General features: G+C 69.6%; 21 protein-coding genes and 1 riboswitch. Of the genes, 7 read left to right on the top strand and 14 right to left on the bottom strand.

The annotated features are described in order from the left end of the window. Positions 1-4: 4 nt before the first annotated feature. Positions 5-1009, bottom strand: coding sequence for a glycine--tRNA ligase subunit alpha (glyQ, locus tag LGM42_RS24370; protein ID WP_006477868.1), 1005 nt, complete (start codon positions 1007-1009; stop codon positions 5-7). A 287-nt stretch (positions 1010-1296) separates the two neighbouring features. Here glyQ and LGM42_RS24375 point away from each other — a divergent pair, with 287 nt between their 5' ends. After that, the gene (locus tag LGM42_RS24375; RefSeq protein WP_226233450.1) at positions 1297-2952 is read left to right on the top strand and encodes a hypothetical protein; all 1656 of its coding nucleotides are present in this window, start codon (positions 1297-1299) and stop codon (positions 2950-2952) included. A 57-nt stretch (positions 2953-3009) separates the two neighbouring features. Here the strand turns inward: LGM42_RS24375 and lnt are convergent, their stop codons facing one another. The 8 genes from lnt to LGM42_RS24415 all read right to left on the bottom strand — a co-directional run bounded on the left by lnt (position 3010) and on the right by LGM42_RS24415 (position 11301). Beyond that, positions 3010-4713, bottom strand: a complete 1704-nt coding sequence (lnt, locus tag LGM42_RS24380; RefSeq protein ID WP_059642976.1) for an apolipoprotein N-acyltransferase — start codon at positions 4711-4713, stop codon at positions 3010-3012. A gap of 52 nt (positions 4714-4765) precedes the next feature. After that, positions 4766-5653: an HlyC/CorC family transporter gene (locus tag LGM42_RS24385; RefSeq protein WP_059578694.1), complete on the bottom strand. Its 888-nt coding sequence runs from the start codon at positions 5651-5653 to the stop codon at positions 4766-4768. Positions 5654-5929: 276 nt separating this feature from the next. Then, entirely contained in the window at positions 5930-6079 is a 150-nt protein-coding gene (locus LGM42_RS24390) for a hypothetical protein (RefSeq protein ID WP_167351617.1), read from the bottom strand. Positions 6080-6122: 43 nt separating this feature from the next. Then, positions 6123-6755 carry a gamma-glutamylcyclotransferase gene (locus tag LGM42_RS24395; RefSeq protein ID WP_226233452.1) on the bottom strand — a complete coding sequence of 211 codons (633 nt, stop codon included), beginning with the start codon at positions 6753-6755 and terminating at the stop codon, positions 6123-6125. A gap of 12 nt (positions 6756-6767) precedes the next feature. Continuing rightward, on the bottom strand, positions 6768-7544 hold the full coding sequence (gene ybeY / locus LGM42_RS24400; RefSeq protein ID WP_226233454.1) for an rRNA maturation RNase YbeY: 777 nt from the start codon (positions 7542-7544) through the stop codon (positions 6768-6770). 151 nt (positions 7545-7695) lie between these two features. Beyond that, on the bottom strand, positions 7696-8742 hold the full coding sequence (locus LGM42_RS24405; RefSeq protein WP_059578685.1) for a PhoH family protein: 1047 nt from the start codon (positions 8740-8742) through the stop codon (positions 7696-7698). 33 nt (positions 8743-8775) lie between these two features. After that, complete coding sequence (gene miaB, locus LGM42_RS24410; protein WP_059578683.1) at positions 8776-10149, bottom strand: tRNA (N6-isopentenyl adenosine(37)-C2)-methylthiotransferase MiaB; 1374 nt, start codon at positions 10147-10149, stop codon at positions 8776-8778. A gap of 219 nt (positions 10150-10368) precedes the next feature. Continuing rightward, on the bottom strand, positions 10369-11301 hold the full coding sequence (locus LGM42_RS24415) for a LysR family transcriptional regulator (protein WP_059578680.1): 933 nt from the start codon (positions 11299-11301) through the stop codon (positions 10369-10371). Positions 11302-11448: 147 nt separating this feature from the next. Here LGM42_RS24415 and LGM42_RS24420 point away from each other — a divergent pair, with 147 nt between their 5' ends. The 3 genes from LGM42_RS24420 to ribB all read left to right on the top strand — a co-directional run bounded on the left by LGM42_RS24420 (position 11449) and on the right by ribB (position 14697). Then, positions 11449-12624, top strand: a complete 1176-nt coding sequence (locus LGM42_RS24420) for an MFS transporter (RefSeq protein ID WP_124658655.1) — start codon at positions 11449-11451, stop codon at positions 12622-12624. 217 nt (positions 12625-12841) lie between these two features. Further along, entirely contained in the window at positions 12842-13528 is a 687-nt protein-coding gene (locus tag LGM42_RS24425) for a helix-turn-helix domain-containing protein (RefSeq protein WP_059578678.1), read from the top strand. Positions 13529-13720: 192 nt separating this feature from the next. Then, a riboswitch (FMN riboswitch) is annotated at positions 13721-13870 on the top strand. Between the two features lie 116 nt (positions 13871-13986). Continuing rightward, positions 13987-14697 (top strand): 3,4-dihydroxy-2-butanone-4-phosphate synthase, encoded by a 711-nt coding sequence (ribB, locus tag LGM42_RS24430; protein ID WP_012329192.1) that lies wholly within the window; start codon positions 13987-13989, stop codon positions 14695-14697. A gap of 72 nt (positions 14698-14769) precedes the next feature. Here ribB and LGM42_RS24435 read toward each other — a convergent pair whose 3' ends face one another. From LGM42_RS24435 to LGM42_RS24455, 5 genes are all read right to left on the bottom strand, one after another. Beyond that, positions 14770-15456, bottom strand: coding sequence for an HAD family hydrolase (locus LGM42_RS24435; protein ID WP_060315005.1), 687 nt, complete (start codon positions 15454-15456; stop codon positions 14770-14772). A 191-nt stretch (positions 15457-15647) separates the two neighbouring features. Next, the gene (gene iolG / locus LGM42_RS24440; RefSeq protein WP_226233456.1) at positions 15648-16634 is read right to left on the bottom strand and encodes an inositol 2-dehydrogenase; all 987 of its coding nucleotides are present in this window, start codon (positions 16632-16634) and stop codon (positions 15648-15650) included. Positions 16635-16708: 74 nt separating this feature from the next. Further along, on the bottom strand, positions 16709-17536 hold the full coding sequence (locus LGM42_RS24445; RefSeq protein WP_226233458.1) for a TIM barrel protein: 828 nt from the start codon (positions 17534-17536) through the stop codon (positions 16709-16711). Between the two features lie 37 nt (positions 17537-17573). Beyond that, positions 17574-18581 carry a xylose isomerase gene (locus tag LGM42_RS24450; protein WP_226233459.1) on the bottom strand — a complete coding sequence of 336 codons (1008 nt, stop codon included), beginning with the start codon at positions 18579-18581 and terminating at the stop codon, positions 17574-17576. A gap of 168 nt (positions 18582-18749) precedes the next feature. Continuing rightward, positions 18750-19814, bottom strand: coding sequence for a LacI family DNA-binding transcriptional regulator (locus LGM42_RS24455; protein ID WP_226233461.1), 1065 nt, complete (start codon positions 19812-19814; stop codon positions 18750-18752). 170 nt (positions 19815-19984) lie between these two features. On the opposite strand from LGM42_RS24455, the gene LGM42_RS24460 reads away from it, so the two are divergent. Genes LGM42_RS24460 through LGM42_RS24470 form a run of 3 tightly spaced genes read left to right on the top strand, consistent with a single transcriptional unit; the run spans position 19985 to position 22685 of the window. Continuing rightward, positions 19985-21067 (top strand): fatty acid desaturase family protein, encoded by a 1083-nt coding sequence (locus tag LGM42_RS24460; protein ID WP_059578664.1) that lies wholly within the window; start codon positions 19985-19987, stop codon positions 21065-21067. Positions 21068-21103: 36 nt separating this feature from the next. Next, positions 21104-21412, top strand: a complete 309-nt coding sequence (locus LGM42_RS24465) for a non-heme iron oxygenase ferredoxin subunit (RefSeq protein WP_059578663.1) — start codon at positions 21104-21106, stop codon at positions 21410-21412. Between the two features lie 4 nt (positions 21413-21416). Beyond that, entirely contained in the window at positions 21417-22685 is a 1269-nt protein-coding gene (locus LGM42_RS24470) for an NAD(P)/FAD-dependent oxidoreductase (protein WP_226233463.1), read from the top strand. The last annotated feature ends 14 nt before the right edge of the window (positions 22686-22699 follow it).

The following is a 22699-nucleotide window of genomic DNA, read 5'->3' on the forward strand; positions in this document are numbered from 1 at the left end:
CTCGTCAGTCCTGATCGATCTTGCGTTCGACCTTGAGCGGCGGCGCCCATGCCGGCTGCGCGGCATCCTGGGCGTCGGTGGTGAGGCCCGGCACGCCCGGCGGGTTGCCGAGCATCGGGAAGCCGAGCTTCTCGCGCGAGTCGTAGTAAGCCTGCGCGACGAGACGCGACAGCGCGCGGATGCGGCCGATGTACGCTGCCCGCTCGGTGACCGAGATCGCGCCGCGCGCGTCGAGCAGGTTGAACGTGTGGCCGGCTTTCAGCACGAGCTCGTACGCGGGCAACGCGAGCTGCGCGTCGATCATCTTCTTCGCTTCCGCTTCGTAGCTGTTGAAGAACGTGAACAGCAGGTCGACGTTCGCATGCTCGAAGTTGTAGGTCGACTGCTCGACCTCGTTCTGGTGGTACACGTCGCCATACGACAGGCGGCGCAGCTCGGGGCCGTTCGGGCCTTGCTCTTCCCACTCGGTCCACACGAGGTCGTACACGTTCTCGACCTTCTGCAGGTACATCGCCAGGCGCTCGAGGCCGTACGTGATCTCGCCGAGCACCGGCTTGCATTCGAGGCCGCCGACTTCCTGGAAATACGTGAACTGCGTGACTTCCATCCCGTTCAGCCACACTTCCCAGCCGAGGCCCCACGCGCCGAGCGTCGGGTTTTCCCAGTCGTCCTCGACGAAGCGCACGTCGTTCTGCTTCAGGTCGAAGCCGAGCGCTTCCAGCGAGCCGAGGTACAGGTCGAGGATGTTTTCCGGCGCCGGCTTGAGCACGACCTGGTACTGGTAGTAGTGCTGCAGGCGGTTCGGGTTTTCGCCGTAGCGGCCGTCCTTCGGGCGGCGCGACGGCTGCACGTACGCGGCGCGCCACGGCTCGGGGCCGACCGCGCGCAGGAACGTGTGGACGTGCGACGTACCCGCGCCGACTTCCATGTCGATGGGCTGGAGCAGGGCGCAACCCTGCTTGTCCCAGTAGGACTGCAGCGTCAGGATGATTTGCTGAAACGTAAGCATGAAGAGCCTTCGTGGCGCTGGCGCTCCGTTGCGGACGGCGCTCCGGGCGGGCCCGGAGGGTCGGCTCGCGCGGCGGCGCGGCTTGTTAGTGTGCAGAAACGCGTAATTTTACCGGATCGGCGAGCGGATGCGGCCGGAAGCCGGATGCGGGCATCGCCGCACCGTTCCGGCGGCCCGCGCACCGGTGCGCACGCGCGCGGGCCGCGGCGCCTCGCGCGGGCGTTAAGATGCGCGTATTGCGGCGCGTGCGATGCGCGCCGCGTCACCCGCTCGCCGATGCCGATTGCATGAACGAACCGACCGACATTCTGATTCCGCTGCTTCCGCCGTTCCTCGCGCTGCTCGGGCAGGCCGCCGACGCGCAGGCGCGCGGCGAGCGCCCCGCGCACGATCTTTGGCTGGCCGCCGCCGCCCATCTGCATGCGGTCGATGCCGACTCGCTGGTGCGGCTCACGACCGCGCTCGTTGCCCGGCAGCGCCCGGCCGACGCGCTCGCGCTCGCCGAATGCGCGGCGCGCATGCAGCCGGGCGCGGCCACGCACTTCAACCACGGCTACGTGCTGCAGATGGCCGGCCATCACGCGCAGGCGGTCGCGCCGTACCGCGCGGCGCTCGCCATCGACGCCGGCTGGCCGTCGCTGCGCAACAACCTCGCGATCGCGCTGCGGCTGTCGGGCGGCGACCGCGCGGAAGAGATCGCGCTGCTCGACGCGGCCGTGAAGCACGATCTGCACGACGTGCAGGCATGGATCAACCTCGTCGTCGCGCGGATCGCGATGCACGATCTGGATGGTGCGCTCGCGAGCGCCGCGCGGCTCGCCGATCTCGCACCCGACAACGCGCTCGCGATGAACAACGTCGCGATGGCGATGAAGGAGGCGCAGCGCTGGGACGACGCCGAGCGCTACGCGGCGCGCGCGTGCGAGCTCGCGCCCGACGACGCGTCGTTCCGCTTCAACCTCGCGATCATCCAGCTCGTGCGCGGCAACTACGCGGCCGGCTGGCGCGGCCACGAGGCGCGCTGGGACGGCGCGGGCGAGCTGCGCGGCCGCCGGCCGGCGCTGCCGGGCCCGCGCTGGCAGGGCGAGCCGCTCGCCGGCAAGACGCTGCTGGTGTGGGGCGAGCAGGGGCTCGGCGACGTGCTGCAGTTCTGCCGCTTCGTCGTGCCGCTCGCCGAACGCGTGCATCGCGAGGGCGGCCGGCTCGCGTGGAATACGTTTCCGGCGCTCGGCGCGCTGATGCAGCGCAGCCTCGGCGCGCATGCGGACGTGTTCGGCGCGGGCGGCGGCGTCGACGCGCTGCCGGCGTTCGATTACGAAGTGCCGCTGATCGGCGTGCCGCTGATGCTCGGCATGGAGGCGTCGACGCTCGCGGCGTCGGTGCCGTACCTGCGGGCCGAGCCGGGCGCCCGCGACGCATGGTGCGCGCGGCTCGCGGGCGACGGCCGGCTGAAGGTCGGGCTCGTGTGGACGGGCAGCGCGGGCCACCAGCGCAATCCGTTCCGGCGCGTCGGGCTCGAACGCTACGCCGACGCGTTTCGCGGCATCGACGGCGTCACGTTTTATTCGCTGCAGCCGGGGGCGGACGCGGACGTCGCCGCCGCGCGCGCGGCCGGTTTCGCGATCGAAGACTACACCGCCGAATTGAAGAGCTTCGACGATACGGCCGCATTCATCGGCGCGCTGGATCTCGTGATCACCGTGTGCACGTCGGTCGCGCACCTGGCCGGCGCGCTCGGCGCGCGCACCTGGGTGCTGCTCGACGTGAATCCGCACTGGCCGTGGCTGCTCGATCGCCGGGACAGCCCGTGGTATCCGACCGCGACGTTGTACCGGCAGCCGACGTTCGGCGCGTGGGCGCCGGTGATGGAGGACGTGAGCCGCGACCTGCGGGGCCTCGCCGCGCAGCCGGCGCAATCGGATCGATCGTCCCGGCAGGCCTGAACGGCCGGCCGGTTCGCGGTCACGGGCCGCCGCCGTGCGCGGCAGCGGCCCGTTGCGTCATGCCGCTTCGTCGCCGCCGTGCTGCTGCCGGCCGTTGCGGCGGCGCAGCCCGGGCCCGAACGTGAAGCCGAACGCGAGCAGCACGAACGACACCGCGAGCACGATGTTGTTGCCGCTCGTCACGTACGGCGTGAAGCCGCTCGTGCCTTCGATCCGCACGTCGAGCGAGCCGATCGTGAACGGCTTCAACTGGCCGAGCACGCGGCCGTGCGCGTCGATCGCGGCCGTCATCCCGGTGTTGGTCGAGCGCAGCATCGGCCGGCCCGTTTCGAGCGAGCGCATCCGCGCGATCTGCAGATGCTGGTCGAGCGCGATCGTGTCGCCGAACCACGCGAGGTTCGTCACGTTGACGAGCACGCCGGGCGGCTGCGGATTGTCGCGGATCGTCGCGGCGATTTCCTCGCCGAACAAGTCCTCGTAGCAGATGTCGGCCATCACCGGCTGGTTGTGCACGAGGAACGGCTTCTGCACCGGCGCGCCGCGCGCGAAGTCGCCGAGCGGCATCTTCATCAGGTTGACGAACCACCGGAAGCCCCACGGGATGAATTCGCCGAAGGGCACGAGGTGATGCTTGTCGTAGTGATAGATGTCGCGCGAATTCGGCGTCACGCCGTACAGGCTGTTCGTGTAGTCGACGTAGTGGCCGTCCTCGGTCACCGACGCGCCGACCGCGCCGAACAGCACGGCCGAACCGGTCGTGTCGCTGAACTTGCGGATCGCGGCGGCGAACGGCTCGGGCAGTTCCTGGATCATCACCGCGATCGCGGTCTCGGGCGTGACGATCAGGTCGGCCGGCTTCTCGACGATCATCTGCTGGTACATCTTGATCGCCGCGTCGATGCCTTCCTGCTCGAACTTGATGTCCTGCTTCACGTTGCCCTGCAGCAGCCGCACGGTGAGCGGCGCGTTCGCGGGCACGGTCCACGTGACCTGCGACAGCCCGAGGCCGGCCGCGACGAGCGCGAGCGCGATGCCGGCCGGCGCGGCGATGCGCACGCGGGCGTTGCCGCCCGATGCGCCGGCTGCGCCGTCACGCACCGGCGACGGCCGCGCGGCGGCGAGCGCCTGCACGACCAGCGCGGCGAACAGCGCGAGCACCCACGCGATCCCGTACACGCCGACCACCGGCGCGAAACCCGCGAACGGGCCGTCGACCTGCGGATAGCCGCTGCCGAGCCACGGAAAGCCGGTGAACACGGTGCCGCGCAGCCATTCGCCGAGCGCCCACGCGCTGGCGAACGCAAACGCGCCGTGCCAGGTCGGCGAGAATGGTCGCGGGTCGGGCTCGCGGCGGTGCCACGCATGGCCCGCGCAGAACGACCACAGCCCGGCCGAGAACGCCGGATACAGCGCCAGGTACAGCGAGAACAGCACGAGCGCGCCGCCGGCGAGCGGCGCGGCCATCTCGCCGTACACATGCATGCTGATGTAGAGCCACCAGACGCCGGTGATGAAGTTGCCGAAGCCGAACGCGCCGCCGGTGAGCGCGGCGCCGCGCCAGCTCGACGTGCGCGTCAGTTGCGCGAAAAACCAGACGAATACGACGAGCTGCAGCCAGCCGCCATGCGGCGTGGGCGCGAAGGTGAGCGTATTGGCCGCACCGGCGAGCAGCGCGGCCGGATAGTGCCAGCGCGGCAGCGCGCGGCCGGGGGCCGGCGCGAGAAGGCCGCCAGCCGGGCGGGACGGGATCGGATCGTCCATGTGAAGCGGAAGTGGGCGAGCGGTTGAAGGAAGCGCGGCTGGCGCGGAGCGGTCAGTCTTCGTGCGAGGTTTCGGCGCGACGGCTGGCGAGCGGGTTGCGGCGCACCAGCAGCACATGAACCTGGCGCGCATCGCCGCGCTGGATTTCGAACACGAGGTTGCCGAGCTGCAGCTTCTCGCCGCGGTGCGGCACGCGGCCGAAATGATGGGTGATCAGCCCGCCGATCGTGTCGACCTCGTCGTCGGGAAAATCGGTGCCGAACGTCTCGTTGAACTGTTCGATCTCGGTGAGCGCGCGCACGCGGTAGCGGCCGTCCGGCCCCGCGATGATGTTGCCGGCTTCCTCGTCGAAGTCGTATTCGTCCTCGATGTCGCCGACGATCTGTTCGAGCACGTCCTCGATCGTGATCAGGCCCGCGACGCCGCCGTATTCGTCGACGACGATCGCCAGGTGGTTGCGGTTCACGCGGAAGTCGTGCAGCAGCACGTTCAGGCGCTTCGATTCCGGAATGAACACGGCCGGGCGCAGCATCCCGCGCACGTCGAACTCCTCCTCGGCGTAGAAGCGCAGCAGATCCTTCGCGAGCAGCACGCCGATCACGTTGTCGCGGTTCTCCTCGTACACCGGGTAGCGCGAGTGCGCCTTTTCCAGGACGAACGGGATGAAATCCTCGGGCTTGTCGGCGATGTTGATCGCGTCCATCTGCGCGCGCGGCACCATGATGTCGCGCGCGCACAGATCGGACACCTGGAACACGCCTTCGATCATCGACAGCGAATCGGCGTCGATCAGGTTGCGTTCGTGGGCGTCCTGGAGGATTTCCAGCAGCTCGCCGCGGGATTCGGGCTCGGGCGAGATGAAGTCGGTCAGGCGCTCGAGCAGCGAGCGCTTTTCTTGCGGTTTGTCGGTTGGCTTACGACTGGGATACGAATCGTTCATGGTGGTGCGCCCGGGTCATGCCGGGGCGCGCGGTCACGGAGTAGGCAAGGATACACCAAGGGCACGACGCGACCGTGTCACCCCGGCCGCACGGCCAGGGCGGGCGGCTCGCGCGGGCCCCGCTCGCGGACGGCCGCGCCGGGCGCGACGTCGTCGTCGGGTCCATCCTATCGCAGAAAGGAGCGGCGGGGCGCGGCGGCCAAAAAACGGTGGCGGGACGGGCGGCGCGGCCGGACGGCGGCATTCTGCCGCAGGCGGGCGCCGCCGGCGCGCCGCTCAGAACCGCATGCCGGCCGAGCAGCCGCCGGCGGCCGCGCCGTTGGTCGCGGCGCCGCCGCAGCCGAGTATCCCGCAGCCGGACAGCGCGACGCTCGCGGCGACGAGCAGCACGGCGATCCTGCAACGCGACCAGTGTGACGGTTTCATTGGCGGTGTCCTCGTGCGGGTGCGCGGGCGGCGCGGTGCCGGATCACCGGCATCGCGCCAGCAACCCTTCCAGCGCGCGGTCGGGGATGCCGCTCGCGCGTAGCGCGTCGACCGTGCGGCTCACGTAGTCGAGCGTCGTGCCGTAGCGGCCGGCCGCGCAGCCGAACACTTGCTTCACGACGGCGTCGGTCAGCTTGCCCGTATAGGTCGGTGCGTCGCGGCGCATCACGAACGCGAGCGCGTTCACGCGTTCGCCGGTCTCGAGCGAGCACGGCAGCCACGCGGGCCGGTACGAGCCCATCGGCATCTCGCGTTTCCACAATGTCTCGAGATGCGGCTGCGCGGTCGGGCCGGAAAGCCGGAACGCGATGCCCGAGCACGAGCCGCCGCGATCGAGCGCGAGCACGAGGCCCGGCCGTTCCGGCGTGCCGCGGTTCACGCGCGACCACAGGTAGAGCCCGCGATGGTAGCCGTGCACCTTGCCGCGCACGGCGGCGACGGTCGGCAGCCCGGGGTTCCAGATCAGCGAGCCATAGCCGAACAGCCAGAGATCCTGCCGGCCGTCCCAGTCGCGCATCGTGTGCGCGAGCGATGCCGCGAGCTCGTCTTCGGTCAGCAGACGGCCTTCGCCGATCGACGGCGGGTAGGCGGGCGGCAGCATCGCGGCGTGACGCATCGTGCGGACGGCTTACCGGTACGGGTTCGGGAAACCCAGTTTCGCGAGGATGTCGACTTCGAGCGCTTCCATTTCGGCCGCGTCCTCGTCGCTCGTCTCGTGGTCGTAGCCCTGCGCGTGCAGCGCGCCGTGCACCAGCAGGTGCGCGTAATGGGCCATGAGCGGCTTGCCTTGCTCGTGCGCTTCCTTCTCGACGACCGGGCAGCACAGCACGAGGTCGCCGATCACGGTGCCGTCGGGCGCCGGGTCGTACGCGAAGGTCAGCACGTTGGTCGGATAGTCCTTGTGGCGGTAGCCGGCGTTCAGCGTACGGCCTTCGTTCTCGCCGACGAAGCGCACGGTGAGCTGCGCGCTCGTGAACAGCGCCGGCTCGAGCCATTCGGCGATCAGCTTGCGTTTGGGCAGCGTCTTGCGTACGTCGCTCGTGATTTCGTCGCCGTACTGCACGGACAGGTCGAATTCGAGCGCGCGCGGCCCGTCTTCGGGGTCGTCCTCGCGCGGCGCGAATTCGGCGCCGACGTGCAGCGTCACGCTGTCGTAGTGCTCGGGCTGCAGCGCGAGCTTCGCGCGCATCGCCGGGTCGTTGTGCTGCGCGACGATCGCGACAGCCGCGTCGCCCGAGCTGCCCGACAGGTCGAACATCAGGCTGCGGCCGTCCGGGAAGTCGATCCGCAGCCCTTGCGCGTTGACGGTCCGGGCCTTGCCCTTCGCGTCGAACAGCGAAAGGCGGGGGGATTCGGACGCGACGGACTGGGCGCGGCCGGACTTGCGGGAACGGGAGGATTTCATGACGCGTGAGGCGATTGGGACGCGTCGAGGATACACCAAATGGCCGATCGCGCCCGAATTCGGCCGGGCCGCGCACGGGCAAAAAAAGCCCGGCGCGCCGTCGGGCGGGCCGGGCCGGCAGGCTGGGGGGGCGGCACGCGGCCGCCGCTGCTCAGCCGTCCTGATGCTGCGCGTGGAATTCGTCGTACGCCTCGACGATGCGCGCGACGAGCGGGTGGCGCACCACGTCGGCGCTCGTGAAGCGCGTGAGCGCGATGCCGCGCACGCCGCCGAGCACCTGCTGCGCCTCGACGAGGCCGCTCTTGTGGCCGCGCGGCAGGTCGACCTGGCTCGTGTCGCCGGTCACGACCGCCTTCGAGCCGAAGCCGATCCGCGTGAGGAACATCTTCATCTGCTCGGGCGTCGTGTTCTGCGCCTCGTCGAGGATGATGAACGCGTGGTTCAGCGTGCGGCCGCGCATGTACGCGAGCGGCGCGATCTCGATCATCTGGCGCTCGAACATCTTGGCCGTCTTGTCGAAGCCGAGCAGGTCGTACAGCGCGTCGTACAGCGGCCGCAGGTACGGGTCGACCTTCTGCGCGAGATCGCCGGGCAGGAAGCCGAGCCGCTCGCCGGCCTCGACGGCCGGGCGCGTCAGCACGATCCGCTTGACCTGGTCGCGCTCGAGCGCGTCGACCGCGCATGCGACCGCGAGGTAGGTCTTGCCGGTGCCGGCCGGCCCGATGCCGAACGTCACGTCGTGTTGCAGGATCTGCTTCAGGTATTCGCGCTGGGCCGGCGTGCGGCCGCGCAGGTCGGCGCGCCGCGTGTAGAGCTTCGGCCCCGGCTCTTCGTCCGGCTCGCTGGCGTCGAGCTGCACGACCGGTTCGTCGAACGGATGGTCGGGATCGCCGCGAAAGCGCACGTCGAGCGTGTCCTGGCGGCCGTTGCCGGCCGTGTGGCGCACTTCGACCAGCGCGAGCTGGATGTCGTCGACCGACAGCGGATCGCGCGCGCGGTTGTAGAAGTTTTCGAGCGCGGCGAGCGCGAGCTTGGCGCCGCGCCCGCGAATCGTGATCCGGTGGCCGCGCCGCGCGAGCGTCACGTCGAGCGCCTGTTCGATCTGCCGCAGGTTTTCGTCGAGCGGGCCGCAGAGGTTGGCGAGGCGCGCGTTGTCGTCGCGCGGGGCGGTGAATTCCAGTGCTTGGACGGTCTTCAAAGTAGCGTCGGGCTCCTGTCGGGCGTCGGTCGGTCAGTGGGTGGCCGTGCTCGCGTCGTCGCTGACGAGCACGAGCTCGCCGCGCAGCGAGTGCGGGTACGCATGGTTGATCTTCACGTCGATCATCTGGCCGATCAGGCGCGGGTGCGACGCGAGCGGCGCCGGGAAATTCACGACCCGGTTGTTCTCGGTGCGGCCCGCGAGCTCGTTCGGGTCCTTGCGCGACGGGCCCTCGACGAGGATCCGCTCGACCTTCCCGACCATCGACTGGCTGATGCGCGCGACGTTTTCCTCGATCGTCGCCTGCAGATGTTGCAGGCGTTTGAGCTTGACCTCGCGCGGCGTGTCGTCGGCGAGGTTCGCGGCCGGCGTGCCGGGGCGCGGGCTGTAGATGAACGAGAAGCTCGTGTCGTAGCGCATGTCGTGCACGAGCGCCATCATCTTGTCGAAATCCTCCTCGGTCTCGCCGGGGAAGCCGACGATCATGTCGGTCGACAGCGACAGGTCGGGGCGGATCGCGCGCAGCTTGCGAATCACCGACTTGTATTCGAGCACCGTGTAGCCGCGCTTCATCGCCATCAGGATGCGGTCGGAACCGTGCTGGACCGGCAGGTGCAGGTGGCTCACGAGCTTCGGCACCTTCGCGTACGTGTCGATCAGGCGCTGCGTGAATTCCTTCGGATGCGACGTCGTGTAGCGGATCCGCTCGATGCCGGGGATGTCGGCGACGTATTCGATCAGCGTCGCGAAATCGGCGATTTCCGACGAGCCGGCCGTCAGTGCGCCGCGATAGGCGTTCACGTTCTGGCCGAGCAGCGTGACTTCGCGCACGCCCTGGTCGGCGAGGCCGGCGACTTCGGTCAGCACGTCGTCGAGCGGGCGCGACACTTCATCGCCGCGCGTGTACGGCACCACGCAGTAGCTGCAGTACTTCGAGCAGCCTTCCATGATCGACACGAACGCGCTCGGCCCCTCGACGCGCGCGGGCGGCAGGTGGTCGAACTTCTCGATTTCGGGGAACGTGATGTCGACCTGCGCGCGGCCGCTCTCGCGGCGCGCGTCGATCATCTGCGGCAGGCGGTGCAGGGTTTGCGGGCCGAACACCAGGTCGACGTACGGCGCGCGCGACACGATCGACGCGCCTTCCTGGCTCGCGACGCAGCCGCCGACGCCGATCAGCAGGCCCGGCTTCGCTTCCTTCAGCTCGCGCACGCGGCCGAGATCGGAGAACACTTTTTCCTGCGCCTTCTCGCGCACCGAGCACGTGTTGAACAGGATGATGTCCGCGTCTTCCGGCGTGTCGGTCTTTTCGAGGCCTTCGGCCGCGTTGAGCACGTCCACCATCTTGTCCGAGTCGTACTCGTTCATCTGGCAGCCGAAGGTCTTTACGTAAACTTTCTTGGTCATGGGGATTCGCCGTTCGCAGTGGTTGACCTGGGGGCGTCGTCAAGGGTGAGTCGGGACGGCGGTGCGCGGCACGCGAATCGCGCGTAGCCGGGAGGAAAGGCCGTCGGGAAAGCCTTCCATTATAGCTTTTCATGCCGCGGCGGACGGGCCGCCGGTTGCGGGCATGCGACGCCGGCTTCCGGGTTCCGACCCTTCTATAGCGGCGACGACGGCCGGCCGTCACCGGCACGCGTTGAGCAGGTCGTCGAGCGCGGCTTCCTCGCGCGCGAAGCGTTCGGCGAGAAAGTCGAGCAGCACGCGCACGCGCGGCGCCATGTAGCGCTTGCTGTGGTAGATCGCGTGCAGCGGTGCGTCCTGGTGCCGCCAGTCGGGCAGCAGCACGCGCAGCCGGCCCGCGCGGACGTCGTCGGCGATGTCCCACAGCGATTTCAGCGCGATGCCGTGGCCGCGCAGCGTCCATTCGCGCGTGAGCCCGCCGTCGTTGGTCTCGAACGCGGTCGACACGGGCACCGTGTGAACCTGCACTTCGTCGCCGCGCGTGAAGTGCCAGGTGTTCATCGGGCCGGACGCGATCGTGATCACGTTGCACGGAAAGCGGGCCAGATCGTGCGGATCGGCCGGGACGCCGTGGCGTTCGATGAACGACGGCGCCGCGCACAGCACCCGCCGGTTGGTCGCGAGCCGGCGGGCGATCAGCGCGCCGTCGGGCGGGGCGGCGAAGCGGATCGCGAGATCGATTTCGTCCTGCCACAGGTTCGACGACGAATCGGACGCCGTCAGCGAGAACGTGACGTCGGGATGTTGCGTCGTGAATTCGTCGAGCCAGTCGAGCAACTGATTGCGGCCGAAATCGGACGTCGACGACAGCCGCACCTTGCCGCTCACGACGTTGCGGCCTTCCTGCAACATCGCGTCCGCGTCGTCGAGCGCCTGCAGCGCCTGGCGGCAGCAGTTCAGGTACAGCTTGCCTTCGTCGGTGAGCCGCAATTGCCGCGTCGAGCGTTCGAACAGCCGCGTCGCGATCTTCGCCTCGAGCTTCGCGAGCCGCGCGCTCGCGGCGGCCGGCGTGAGGTTCAGCTTGCGCCCGGCGGCGGACAGGCTGCCCAGCTCCGCCGCCTCGACGAACAGCCGGATGTCGCCCAGTCGGTCCATGCGATTTTCCAGAAATATTTGAAAATGGTTCAAATGCCACGCCAATTATCAAATATAGGCGTCTTCGGGACAATGCGCGCACATCCCGCTTTCTTGTGCGGTGCGGCACCGAACCGGCGCCGCGGCCGCCGCCTACCGGAGAACGTCATGCCCATTCCGCTCCTGGCGCTCGCGATCAGCGCCTTCGCCATCGGCACCACCGAATTCATCATCATGGGCCTGCTGCCCGAAGTCGCGCACGACCTCGCCGTGTCGCTTCCGTCGGCCGGCCTGCTCGTCACCGGCTACGCGCTCGGCGTCGCGGTGGGCGCGCCGCTGCTCGCGGTGCTGACGAGCCGCATGCCGCGCAAGGCCGCGCTGCAGTTGCTGATGGCGATCTTCATCGTCGGCAACGTGCTGTGCGCCACCGCGTCCGGCTACGCGATGCTGATGGTCGCGCGCGTCGTCACGTCGTTCGCGCACGGGTCGTTCTTCGGCATCGGCGCGGTGGTCGCCGCGTCGCTCGTGCCGGCCGACAAGCGCGCGAGCGCGATCGCGCTGATGTTCACCGGGCTCACGCTGTCGAACGTGCTCGGCGTGCCGTTCGGCACGTTCGTCGGCCAGGTGCTCGGCTGGCGCGCGTCGTTCTGGATCGTCGCCGCGCTCGGCGTGCTCGCGCTCGGCGGCGTGGCCGCGCTGGTGCCGAACCGTCACGACAGCGGGCCGGTCGGCCTCGGCCATGAAGTGCGCGTGCTGAAGGAGCCGCAGGTGTGGCTCGCGCTGCTGATGACCGTGCTCGGCTTCGGCGGCGTGTTCGTCGTGTTCACGTACATCGCGCCGATCCTCGAGACCGTGTCGGGCTACTCGCCGCGCGCGGTCGCGCTGATCCTCGTGCTGTTCGGCGCGGGGCTGACGATCGGCAATACGATCGGCGGCAAGCTCGCCGATCGCGCGCTGATGCCGTCGCTGATCGCGATCCTCGTCGCGCTGATGGCCGTGATGGCCGTGTTCGCGAAGACGAGCCACCTGCCGGTCGCGGCCGCCGTCACCGTGTTTGTCTGGGGGATCGCCGCGTTCGCGACGGTGCCGCCGCTGCAGGCGCGCGTGGTCGAAAAGGCCGCGAGCGCGCCGCATCTCGCGTCGACGCTGAACATCGGCGCGTTCAACGTCGGCAATGCGGGCGGCGCGTGGCTCGGCGGCCTCGCGCTGGAGCACGGCTTCGCGCTCGATGCGCTGCCGTGGGTCGCGGTCGCGGTGACGTTCGCGGCGCTGGTCGTCACGTGGCTCGCGATGCGGCTCGACGCGCGCGGCCCGGCGCGCGGCGCGGCGCCGGCGGCGCAGTGAACGCCGCCACGGCGCGCCGAGCGCGACGCCATAGCGGCAGGAAAAGGTTCGCGAGAAACGCATTCCTCCGCGATGCTGATAACGGTGTGAAGATAACTTCGTTTGCCCGTGCAAGGTCGGGTGATAGCGTTTCGATACGCGCCACGACCGGCGCAACCCGATTCCGATTCCGGCTTACCCCCTACGCAGGGCCGCGCGGCGGCCCGGAGGCAATGCTATGTCTTCATCCCTGGCGCTCGTGCGCGACGTGTCTTCCTTCGAGTCCGGCAATGGCGCCGACCTGCGCGCGTCCGCATCGCTCGACGCGCTCGAGCAGGTCGTCGGCGTGAACCTCGCGCGCTTGCGCGCCGAGCGGCAACTGTCGCTCGATGCGCTCGCGCGGCTGTCCGGCGTGTCGCGGGCGATGCTCGCGCAGATCGAATCGGCGCGCAGCGTGCCGTCGATCAAGGTGCTCTGCAAGATCGCCGCGGCGCTGAAGGTGTCGGTCGCCGCGTTCCTGCGGCGCCATGCGGTGAACGGTTTCGAGCACCTGGCGGCCGAGCGCGCATCGCGCGTCGTCAGCTCGAACGGCCGCTTCTCGGCGCGCGCGCTGTATCCGGAAGGCGAGCCGGCCGCGGCTGAATTCCACGAGCTGCGGATCGCGCCGCTGCATACGGAACCCGGCGCGCGCCGCGCACCGGGCACGACGGTCAATCTCGTCGTCAGCGAAGGCACGCTCGAAGTCAGCGTGCATGATCGCCGCCAGTTGCTGGCGACCGGCGACGCGATCGTGTTCGACGCCGATCAGCCGTACAGCCTGCGCAACCCGGGCGACAGCGAAGCGCGTGCGTTCCGCGTGACGGTGAGCCCGGAGGTGCCGCCGCGCTGGCTCGTGCCCGACGCGGCGCACGCGGCCGCCAACTGATCGCGCGGGTCGCGCGGCGCGAGCGTTGCGGTCCCCGGTTTGCGCGGGAGACGCCGCGTGCGCGCGTCGGCCGTTCGGACGATGCCGTTAGACGGGGTCGTCAGTAAGGTTTTACCGGTCATTCGCTGCGCGTCGTGTGCGGCTGTTGTATGCTTGGCCCGCCGGTCACGGGGCGTTCCCGTCCGGCAATCAGTGCGTCTTCAGGGCGGGGCGAAATTCCCCACCGGCGGTAGGCTGGCGTAAGCCGGCGAGCCCGCGAGCGCCCGCGCATTTCGCGCGGGGTCAGCAGATCTGGTCGAATGCCAGAGCCGACGGTCACAGTCCGGATGAGAGAAGATGTGCAGATAGTCATGTCCGTCAGGGCCGCTTCGCCGCGCGCGAAGCGGGTTGTCGTTCTGTCTGTTTGCAATGCCCTGAAACGTTTTTCGCCCAAATCGTCTTTGCGAGGAGCGTTTCACATGTCCTTGATGTCCGTTTCGTCGGCGCCTGCCGACGCCTTTGCCGATCTCCCTCTGCTGGATTCCGAACCGGTGCCGCCGCGCATCGCCGCCGCGCTCGACGCGATGCGCGCGGGCCGCGCGGTCGTGCTGCAGGACGACCACGACCGCGAGAACGAGGCCGACCTGATCGTCGCCGCCGAGCGCATCACGCCCGAGACGATGGCGCTGCTCATTCGCGAGTGCAGCGGCATCGTGTGCCTGTGCCTGACCGACGACACGGTGCGTGCGCTGGAGCTGCCGCCGATGGTGCAGACCAACGAAAGCCGCAACGGCACCGCGTTCACCGTGTCGATCGAGGCGCGCGAAGGCGTGCACACCGGCGTGTCGGCGGCCGATCGCGTGACGACGATCCGCGCGGCGATCGCCGACGGCGCGAAGCCGCACGACATCGTGCGCCCCGGCCACGTGTTTCCGTTGCGTGCGCAACCGGGCGGCGTGCTCGCGCGCCGCGGTCACACCGAAGGCACGGTCGACCTGTCGATCCTCGCGGGCCTGAAGCCGGCCGGCGTGCTGTGCGAGCTGATGAATCCGGACGGCACGATGACGCGTGGCGACGATGTCGAGCGCTTCGCGCAACGGCACGGGCTGCCGATGCTGACGATCGCGGAACTCGTCGCGTTCCGCGAGGCATTGGCCGCTGCGCGTGAACGCTGCTGCGAGCCGGCCTGAGCGGAAGGAAACGCGGGCGCGTTCGCGCGCCCGTGGCGCGGCCGGATCGACGCGAGCCGGCCCGAATGACGATCAGGACTGCACGTCGCCGAATTCACCGCGCATGCCGGCTTCGACGAGCGCCGGCAGTTCGTCCATCCTGCGCATGATCCGCGTGATGCCCATCGCGCGCAGCGCGTCCGCGTAGTTGTCGGGGATGTGGCTCGCGCCGACGAACGCGATCGTCTTCATCCCGGCCGCCCGCGCGGCATTCAGCCCCGAGATGCTGTCCTCGACGACGACGCAGCGCGCCGGCGCGACGCCGAGCGTGTGCGCTGCGTGCAGGTACACGTCGGGGTAGGGCTTCGGCCGCGCGACCTGTTCGGCGCTGAACACGCGTTCGCCGAAGATTTCGGTGAGCGCGGCGCGCTTCAGCGAGCTGCGCACGCGCACGAGCCGGCTGTTCGACACGACGGCGGCCGGCAGCGTGATCTTCAGCAGCGCGTCGCGCACGCCGCTGATCGGCGCGAGCGATTGCGCGAGCGCGACTTCGATGTTGTGCTCGACGGTCTCGATGAAGTTGGCGGGCATCTCGACCCCGAAGCGGGCTTCGATGCCGGTGAGGAAGCGGGACGTCTGCTGGCCGAATGCCGACTTCGCGGCGGCTTCGAAATCGAGGTTCGGGAACGTGGCGGACAGCGTGTCGAGCAGCACGCGGTCGGCAATGACTTCGCTGTCGACGAGCACGCCGTCGCAGTCGCAGATGAGGTGATCGAGCATGGTGATGAAAACGCGGGATATCGGCGACGCCGATCGATTCGCCATCATACGTGCTTTCCCGTGCATGCCGCGCGACGTGGCGGTAAATGTGCCCGATCCGGCCGGGCCGCTACGGCAGGTCGTGGCGGGGCGCCGCCCGTCGCACGGCAGCGGCGGCCCGCTTGCCCGGATCGCTGCCGCCGTTCGCGGCGTCACAGCTCGATCACCCGCCCCGTTTTCCACGACGTCATCGCGGCTTCGGCCAGCTCGAGCGCGGCGAGTCCGTCGTCGATCGTCGTCCTGACCGGCGTGCCGTCGCGTAACGCGTCGACGAAGTGCGCGATCTCGGCCGCGTACGAATGCCGGTAGCGTTCCAGGAAGAACGGCTCCGGCACGTCCGTCGCGATGCCGCCGGCAAGCCACGCGCTCACCTCGGTCGGCCGCACGTTGCCGGCCTGCAGCATCCCGCGGCTGCCGAGCAGTTCGAAGCGCTGGTCGTAGCCGTACGCCGCGCGGCGCGACGTGTTGATCTGGCACAGCAATCCGCGCCGCGTGCGGATCGTCACGGCGGTCGAATCGATGTCGCCGGCGTCGTGCACGGCCGGATCGGTCAGGCAACTGCCCGTCGCATGCAGCGTGTGCGCTTCGTCGCCGAGGATCCAGCGGAACACGTCGAAGTCGTGGATCAGCATGTCCTTGAAAATGCCGCCCGAGCTGCGGAGGTAGTCGGCCGGTGGCGCGCCCGGGTCGCGGCTCGTGACGACCAGCATTTCAGGCGCGCCGATCTCGCCGCGCTCGACGCGCGCCTTCAGCGCCGCGAAGGTCGGGTCGAAGCGGCGCTGGAAGCCGATCATGCAGGTCACGCCGGTGCGCCGCACGACGTCCGCGCATGCACGCGAGCGTTCGACGGCGAGGTCGACCGGCTTTTCGCAAAACACGGCCTTGCCCGCGTTCGCGGCCGCGACGATCAGATCCGCGTGCGTATCGGTGCTCGATGCGATCACGACGGCCCGCACCGACGCGTCGCCCAGCGCGCGTTCGACGTCGGTTGCCTGCGCGCCGTGCGCGCGGGCGAGTGCGTCCGCCGACGGTGCGTGCCGGTCGATCACGTACTTCAGTGTCGCGCCCGGATGGCGCGCGAGATTCGCCGCGTGGATCTTGCCGATCCTGCCCGCGCCGAACAAGGCGAATTCGATCATTCCGTTCTCCCGTGGATTTTCTTGTCTTGCCGATGCGCGACCGGCGTGGGCCGCACGCCGTCGCGACGGCCCGCTCAGCGATCCGCCAGCTTGCCGCGCACGTAATCGATGCTTGCCCGCAGCCGGTCCTCGATGTCGTCGGCTTCGGCGATCTCGTTCGCGAACGGCTCGAACGACAACGCACCGCGGTAGCCGCGCGCGAGCAGCTCGCGCAGTTGCCGGACGTTGCCGAGCCGGTCCGCGTGGCCGACCAGCACGCGGTGGCCGTCGCGCATCCGCTCGACCGGCAGGTCGGCTTCCTCGACGCCCGAGAGGTGCACGAGGCCCGTGAGATTCGGGAAGAAGATGTCCTCGCCGGCGAGGTGATGGTGGAACGTGTCGTGCACGAGCCGGAACACCGGCTCGCCCGCCGCCGCGTAGATGCCCTTCACCGCGTCCGACTTGCGGCGCAGCGCGCATTCCTCGAAGCCGAGCGGCTCGATGAAGCCGAGCAGGCCGCGGGCTTCGAGGATCGGCTTCAATGCCTTGAGCGCCGTGACGAGATCCGCGTGGCGGGCGTGCTCGCCGCGCGTGTCGGCGCGGCTGTTGGTCGGGCACAGCACCAGCGCCTGCGCGCCGCATTGCGCCGCATAGTCGGCCAGCACGGTCGCCTCGTCGGCGCGCTCGGCATTCCACTGCTCGAAGCGCTGCAGTGCGTTGATCGTCAGGATCGTCACGCCGCCGGCTTCGGCCGTCGCGCGGACGGCGGCGGCCGGCGTGCCGTCGGCGAGTTCGACGCCGTCGAGATCGTTGCGGATCTCGATCGTGTCGACGCCGAGGCGCCGGCACAGCGCGACGTAGCGGTCGAGCGGCAAGCGCGGCGCGCTCATCCGGTTCAGCGAAAAGTGCAAGGCTTGCGTCATCGTGCTGTCCTTGGGGCTTGAGTGGGGCGGGTCCGGATCAGGCGCCGGCGCGCGCGGCGAGTGCGTGCCACGTGTCGCGCAGCCAGTGCGCGCACGCGACGTTGTTGTCGAAGATCGAATAGCGTGCGCCGCCGCCGTAGTCGGGAAACGGGATGAATTCGCAACTGATCTGCTCGAGCGGTGTCGCTTGCGCATGGGCCTGCACCCGCGCCTGCAGCAACTGACGCAGCGCGGCTTTCCATGGATCGAGCGACTCGGCACGCCATTCGTCGTGGTACGCGCCCGGCGGCGGCGCGACGAACGGGTACTGGATGCCGCGTCCGGGCCGGCCGTCCGCGCGGCGCATCCAGCGATTGTCCGGGTTGTTCGGCACGACGCTGCGCGCATGCGCATGCCGGACCCAGCCGCGCGCGATCCAGTCGGCGTAGATCGCGGCGGGCGATGCGGGGTCGAGCATCGCGCGGCCGCCGTCGGCCGATTCGTGCAGGCCCGATGCGTCGAGTTCGGCGCGATTGCCGATCTTGAACAGCAGGTGCGAATGATCGAGCGTGATACGGAACGGCGCGCCCGCCTGCTCGACATGCCGCGCGACGCGTGCAACCCGCGCGAAATCCTCGCTCCACATGTCGACGTGCACTTCGAGGCTCGGCAGGCAGCCGGACGGTTCGCCCCATGCATAGGCGCGCAGGTAGAAATCGGCGACTTCGCGATCCGACAGCGGATGGCCGTCCGCGTGATGCGCGAACAGCTGACAGTTGAGCACCGTGCTGCCGAACCGCGCGCCCGCCGCGACGATCTCGGCGACATGCGCTTCGTCGCGGCCCGCGCACCAGATGCCGCCGATCACGCGAATCGGCAGCGCGTGGCGCTCGACCAGCGCGAAATACGGCGACAGGTCCTCGCCGCGCACCGGGTTCTTTTCGACGTAGTCGAACACGCCGGCGGCGGCGACCATCCGGAAGCGCTCGGCGGGCGTGGGCGGCGGCAGCCCGTCGTGTTCGAGCACGCCGTCGAAATTCACGCCGATGAGGATCGGTTCAGCCATCGTCTCCTGTCCGTCGTTGTTCGTGGATGGCTGCCAATGTACGGACGCGCGGCGCGGGCTGCATGACAAACGTTGACGAAAAATCGCCAATGCGGCGATCGATTTTTTCGACGCATGCACGCGCCGGGCCGCACGCCGCATGCCGCAGCCGCATGCCGCGCGGCGGGTTCACGGCTGCAGGTACGCGCTCGTCCTCACGTTCGCCAGGCAGAACACGCGGAATTCGACGGGGTCGTCCGGCGGCGGCTGTTCGACGATGCCGCATGCATGCAGCACGTGCTGCAGCGCGGAAATCGCCTGACCGTCCGGATCCTGGTCGATCGCGAGATCCATCGCGCCGGCTTCGATGAACGTGCGGTGCAGATCGATCATCTCGTGGCCGATCCATACGACGCGCCCGATCGCGCCGGCCCGGCGCAGCGCCGCCTCGATCCCGGCCGACCCGGCGCCGCTGTTGTAGATCGCGACCACGTCGTCGTGCGCCTGCAGCGCCTTCGACACCGCGCGGTAGCAGCGGTCGTCCTGGTCGAGCGTCTCGACCGGCGCGTCGTCGCAGCGCACGGCGGCGAACGCGTCGGCGAGCTGGTCGCGGCAGCCGGCCATCCGGTCGGCGTGGGCGCGGTAGCCCATGCGGCCGCCGAGCAGCAGCACGCGGCCGGGGCGCGCCGCGAGACGGCCGATGTAGTAGCCGGCCGTGCGCCCGGCGCGATAGTTGTCGATGCCGGCGAAGTGCGCGCGGTCGATGCCGCCGATGTCGGTGACCATCGTGACGACGGTCTCGCCCCGCGCGATCGCGGCGGCCAGCGCGTCGCGCATGCGGGCCGTGTCGTGCGCGGTGACGATCAGCGCCGCGCGCCGGTACGCGGGCCGTTCGATCAGCGCGGCGGCGCGCGCGTCGTCCGCGGCGGGTAGGATCGTCCGGTGCACGACCACGCGCCGGTCGAGCATCTGCAGCGAGCGCTGCAGCGCTTGCTGCAACCGCCGGAAGAACGGCGCGTCGGTGTCCGGCAGCAGTACGTCGACGTGGATCAGCCCGTGCCGCGTGTCGGGCAGCTGCCGCGGCACGCCGAGCTGCCGCGCGGCCGCCACCACGCGTTCGCGCGCCTGCGCGGAGACGCTGCCGCGCTCGTTCAGCACGCGGTCGACGGTCGTCGTGCTGACGCCGGCGAGCGCCGCGATCTCGTCGAAGCGCGCGGTGCGCTTGCGCCAGCGCGGCTCGGATTCTCCTGCCATGGTCGTCTCCATCGTGATAGGCGCCATCGATCGCGTGGCGTTGCCGAACGCTAAAGCGATGGCGAAATTTCGTCAACGTTTCGATTGAGCAGCGGAAGCCGGGCGCCTAATTTTGACTCCATGGCAGCGCGTGTCGCGCTTGCATCGCACGAGAACCCCAGGAGACAGACGTGGCCCCTACCGACGACCCGGCACGCAAGCGCAACGCGGCGCGCCGTCAGGAATACCGAATGATCGGCGGCGCGGGCGAGCGCGCGCACGCGGCCGGGCTCGTCAACGCCGCGTGGTACCGGTGCGCGGTGCCGCGGCCGCTGATGAAGCAGTTGATGCAGCGTGGCGACGCGCGTGCGATTCGCGACACGCTGATCTGGTACGCGGCGATCGCGATCAGCGGCGCGCTCGCGTGGCTGGCGTGGCACGCGCATTCGGCATGGGCGATCCCGGCGTTCTTCGTGTACGGCACCCTTTACTGCAGCCCGGCCGATTCGCGCTGGCACGAATGCGGGCACGGCACCGCGTTCCGCACGCGCTGGATGAACGACGCGCTGTACCAGCTCGCATCGTTCCAGGTGTTCCGCCGCGCAACCGCGTGGCGCTGGAGTCATGCGCGCCATCACACCGATACGCTGGTCGTCGGGCGCGATCCGGAAATCGCCGCGCCGAAGCCGACCGACTGGCTCGCGCTCGTGCTGAACGTCGTCGCGCTGAAGCACGTGGCCGGCGAGTTGCGCAAGATGATCGCGGCGTCGGCCACCGGCCGGCTCGACGACGAGGAGCGCACCTACGTGCCTGAATCGGAATGGCCGAAGGTCGTGCGCGAGTCGCGCATCCATCTCGCGATCTACGCGCTCGTGACGGGCGCCGCGATGTACTGGCACACGATCCTGCCGCTGCTCTACATCGGGCTGCCGAGCCTCTACGGCGCATGGCTGTACCTGTATTTCGGCCTCACGCAGCACGCGGGCATGCCGGAGAACGTACTCGATCACCGGCGCAACTGCCGCACCGTGATGATGAACCCGGTGTTCCGCTTCCTGTACTGGAACATGAACTATCACGTCGAGCACCACATGTTCCCGATGGTGCCGTTCCATGCGCTGCCGAAGCTGCACGAAGCCGTGAAGGCCGACATGCCGCCGCCGTACCGCAGCACGCTCGCCGCGTATGCGGAGATCGTGCCGGCGCTGGTCCGGCAGACGCGCGATCCGTCCGATTACGTCGTGCGGCCGGTGCCCGATGCCGCGCGTGCATGACAGCTACCGACCATCCCGACGAAGGAGACACACCCCATGACGCAATGGATCGACACCGGCGCGCTCGACGACATCGACGACGAAGACGTCGCGCGCTTCGATCACGCAGGCCGCACGTACGCGATCTACCGGATCGACGGCCAGGTATACGCGAGCGACGGCCTGTGCACGCACGAGCACGTACATCTCGCGGACGGGTTCGTGATGGATCACGTGATCGAATGCCCGAAGCACAACGGTCGCTTCGACGTACGCGACGGCCGGCCGCTGTCCGCGCCCGCGTGCGAGAAGCTGCGCACGTACCGCGCGAAGATCGAAGACGGTCGCATCCTGATCGAGGTGTGACGCGATGAGCCACGACCGGGTAATGGCGATCGTCGGCGCGGGCCATGCGGGCGGCCGCGCGGCGCAGGTGCTGCGCGCGTCCGGCTGGCGCGGGCGCATCGTGCTGATCGGCGCGGAGCCGCACCCGCCGTACGAGCGGCCGCCGTTGTCGAAGGGCGTGCTGACGGGCGACCGTAGCGCGGCGCAATGCCGGTTGCGCGATGCCGAGGCGTGGGCGGCCGACCGCATCGAGCGGGTCGTCGCGACCGTCGAGCGCATCGACCCGCATGCACGCGAAGTGCACGTGTCGGGCGGGCATGGGTTCGGCTACGATGCGCTGCTGCTGGCCACCGGCGGCCGCGCGCGCCGTCTGGCCATTCCGGGCGCGGCGCTCGACGGCGTGGTCGCGTTGCGTACGCTCGACGATGCGGCGGCGCTGGGCGCGCGGCTCTTGCCCGACGCACGGATCGTGCTGGTCGGCGGCGGCTTCATCGGACTCGAAGTCGCGGCGTCGGCGCGGCAGCGCGGCTGCCGCGTGACCGTGCTCGATGCGGCGCCACGGCTGCTCGGCCGGGCAGTGCCGGAAGCCATCGCGACGCGCGTGCATGCGCTTCACGACGAGCGCGGCGTGGCGATCCGTCTGAACCGCACGCCCGTTGCGATCGAGCGGACCTCGGGCGGTGCGCTGGCCGTCTTGCTCGACGACGGCGACGCGTTGCTTGCCGACACGGTCGTGACCGGCATCGGCATCGAACCGGCCGACGCGCTGGCGCGCGACGCGGGCCTCGCGGTCGAGCGCGGGATCGTCGTGAACGCGCAGCTCGAGACGTCGGCGCGCGGCATCTACGCTGCCGGCGACGTCGCGGTGTTTCCGAGCGCGTTATCGGGGCGGCTGGTTCGGCAGGAGACGTGGCATGGCGCCGAGACGCAGGCGCACGTCGCCGCCCGCAACATGCTCGGCGCGGGCGCACCGTATCGCGACATACCGTGGTTCTGGTCCGATCAATACGATGCGCAGTTGCAGGTGGCCGGGGAGCCGGCGCTCGGCGTGCAGTCGGTCGCGCGCGTACTCGGCGACGATGCGGAAATCCATTTCCATTTCGATGCGCTCGCGCGGCTCGTCGCGGCGAGCGGCTTCGGCCGTGCAGCGGGATTCGTGAAGGAAATGCGCGTGGCGAGGATGCTGGTCGAGCGCGGGATCGACGTGACGCCAGCTGCGGTCGCGGACGTCGCGGTGAAGCTGAAATCGCTGGTGACGGCCGTGAATGACCGGCAGAAGAAAGGAGCGGCGTGAAGCGCGCGGCAGTG

The sequence above is a fragment of the Burkholderia sp. AU39826 genome (assembly GCF_020419965.1).
GTDB classification, from domain to species: domain Bacteria; phylum Pseudomonadota; class Gammaproteobacteria; order Burkholderiales; family Burkholderiaceae; genus Burkholderia; species Burkholderia semiarida.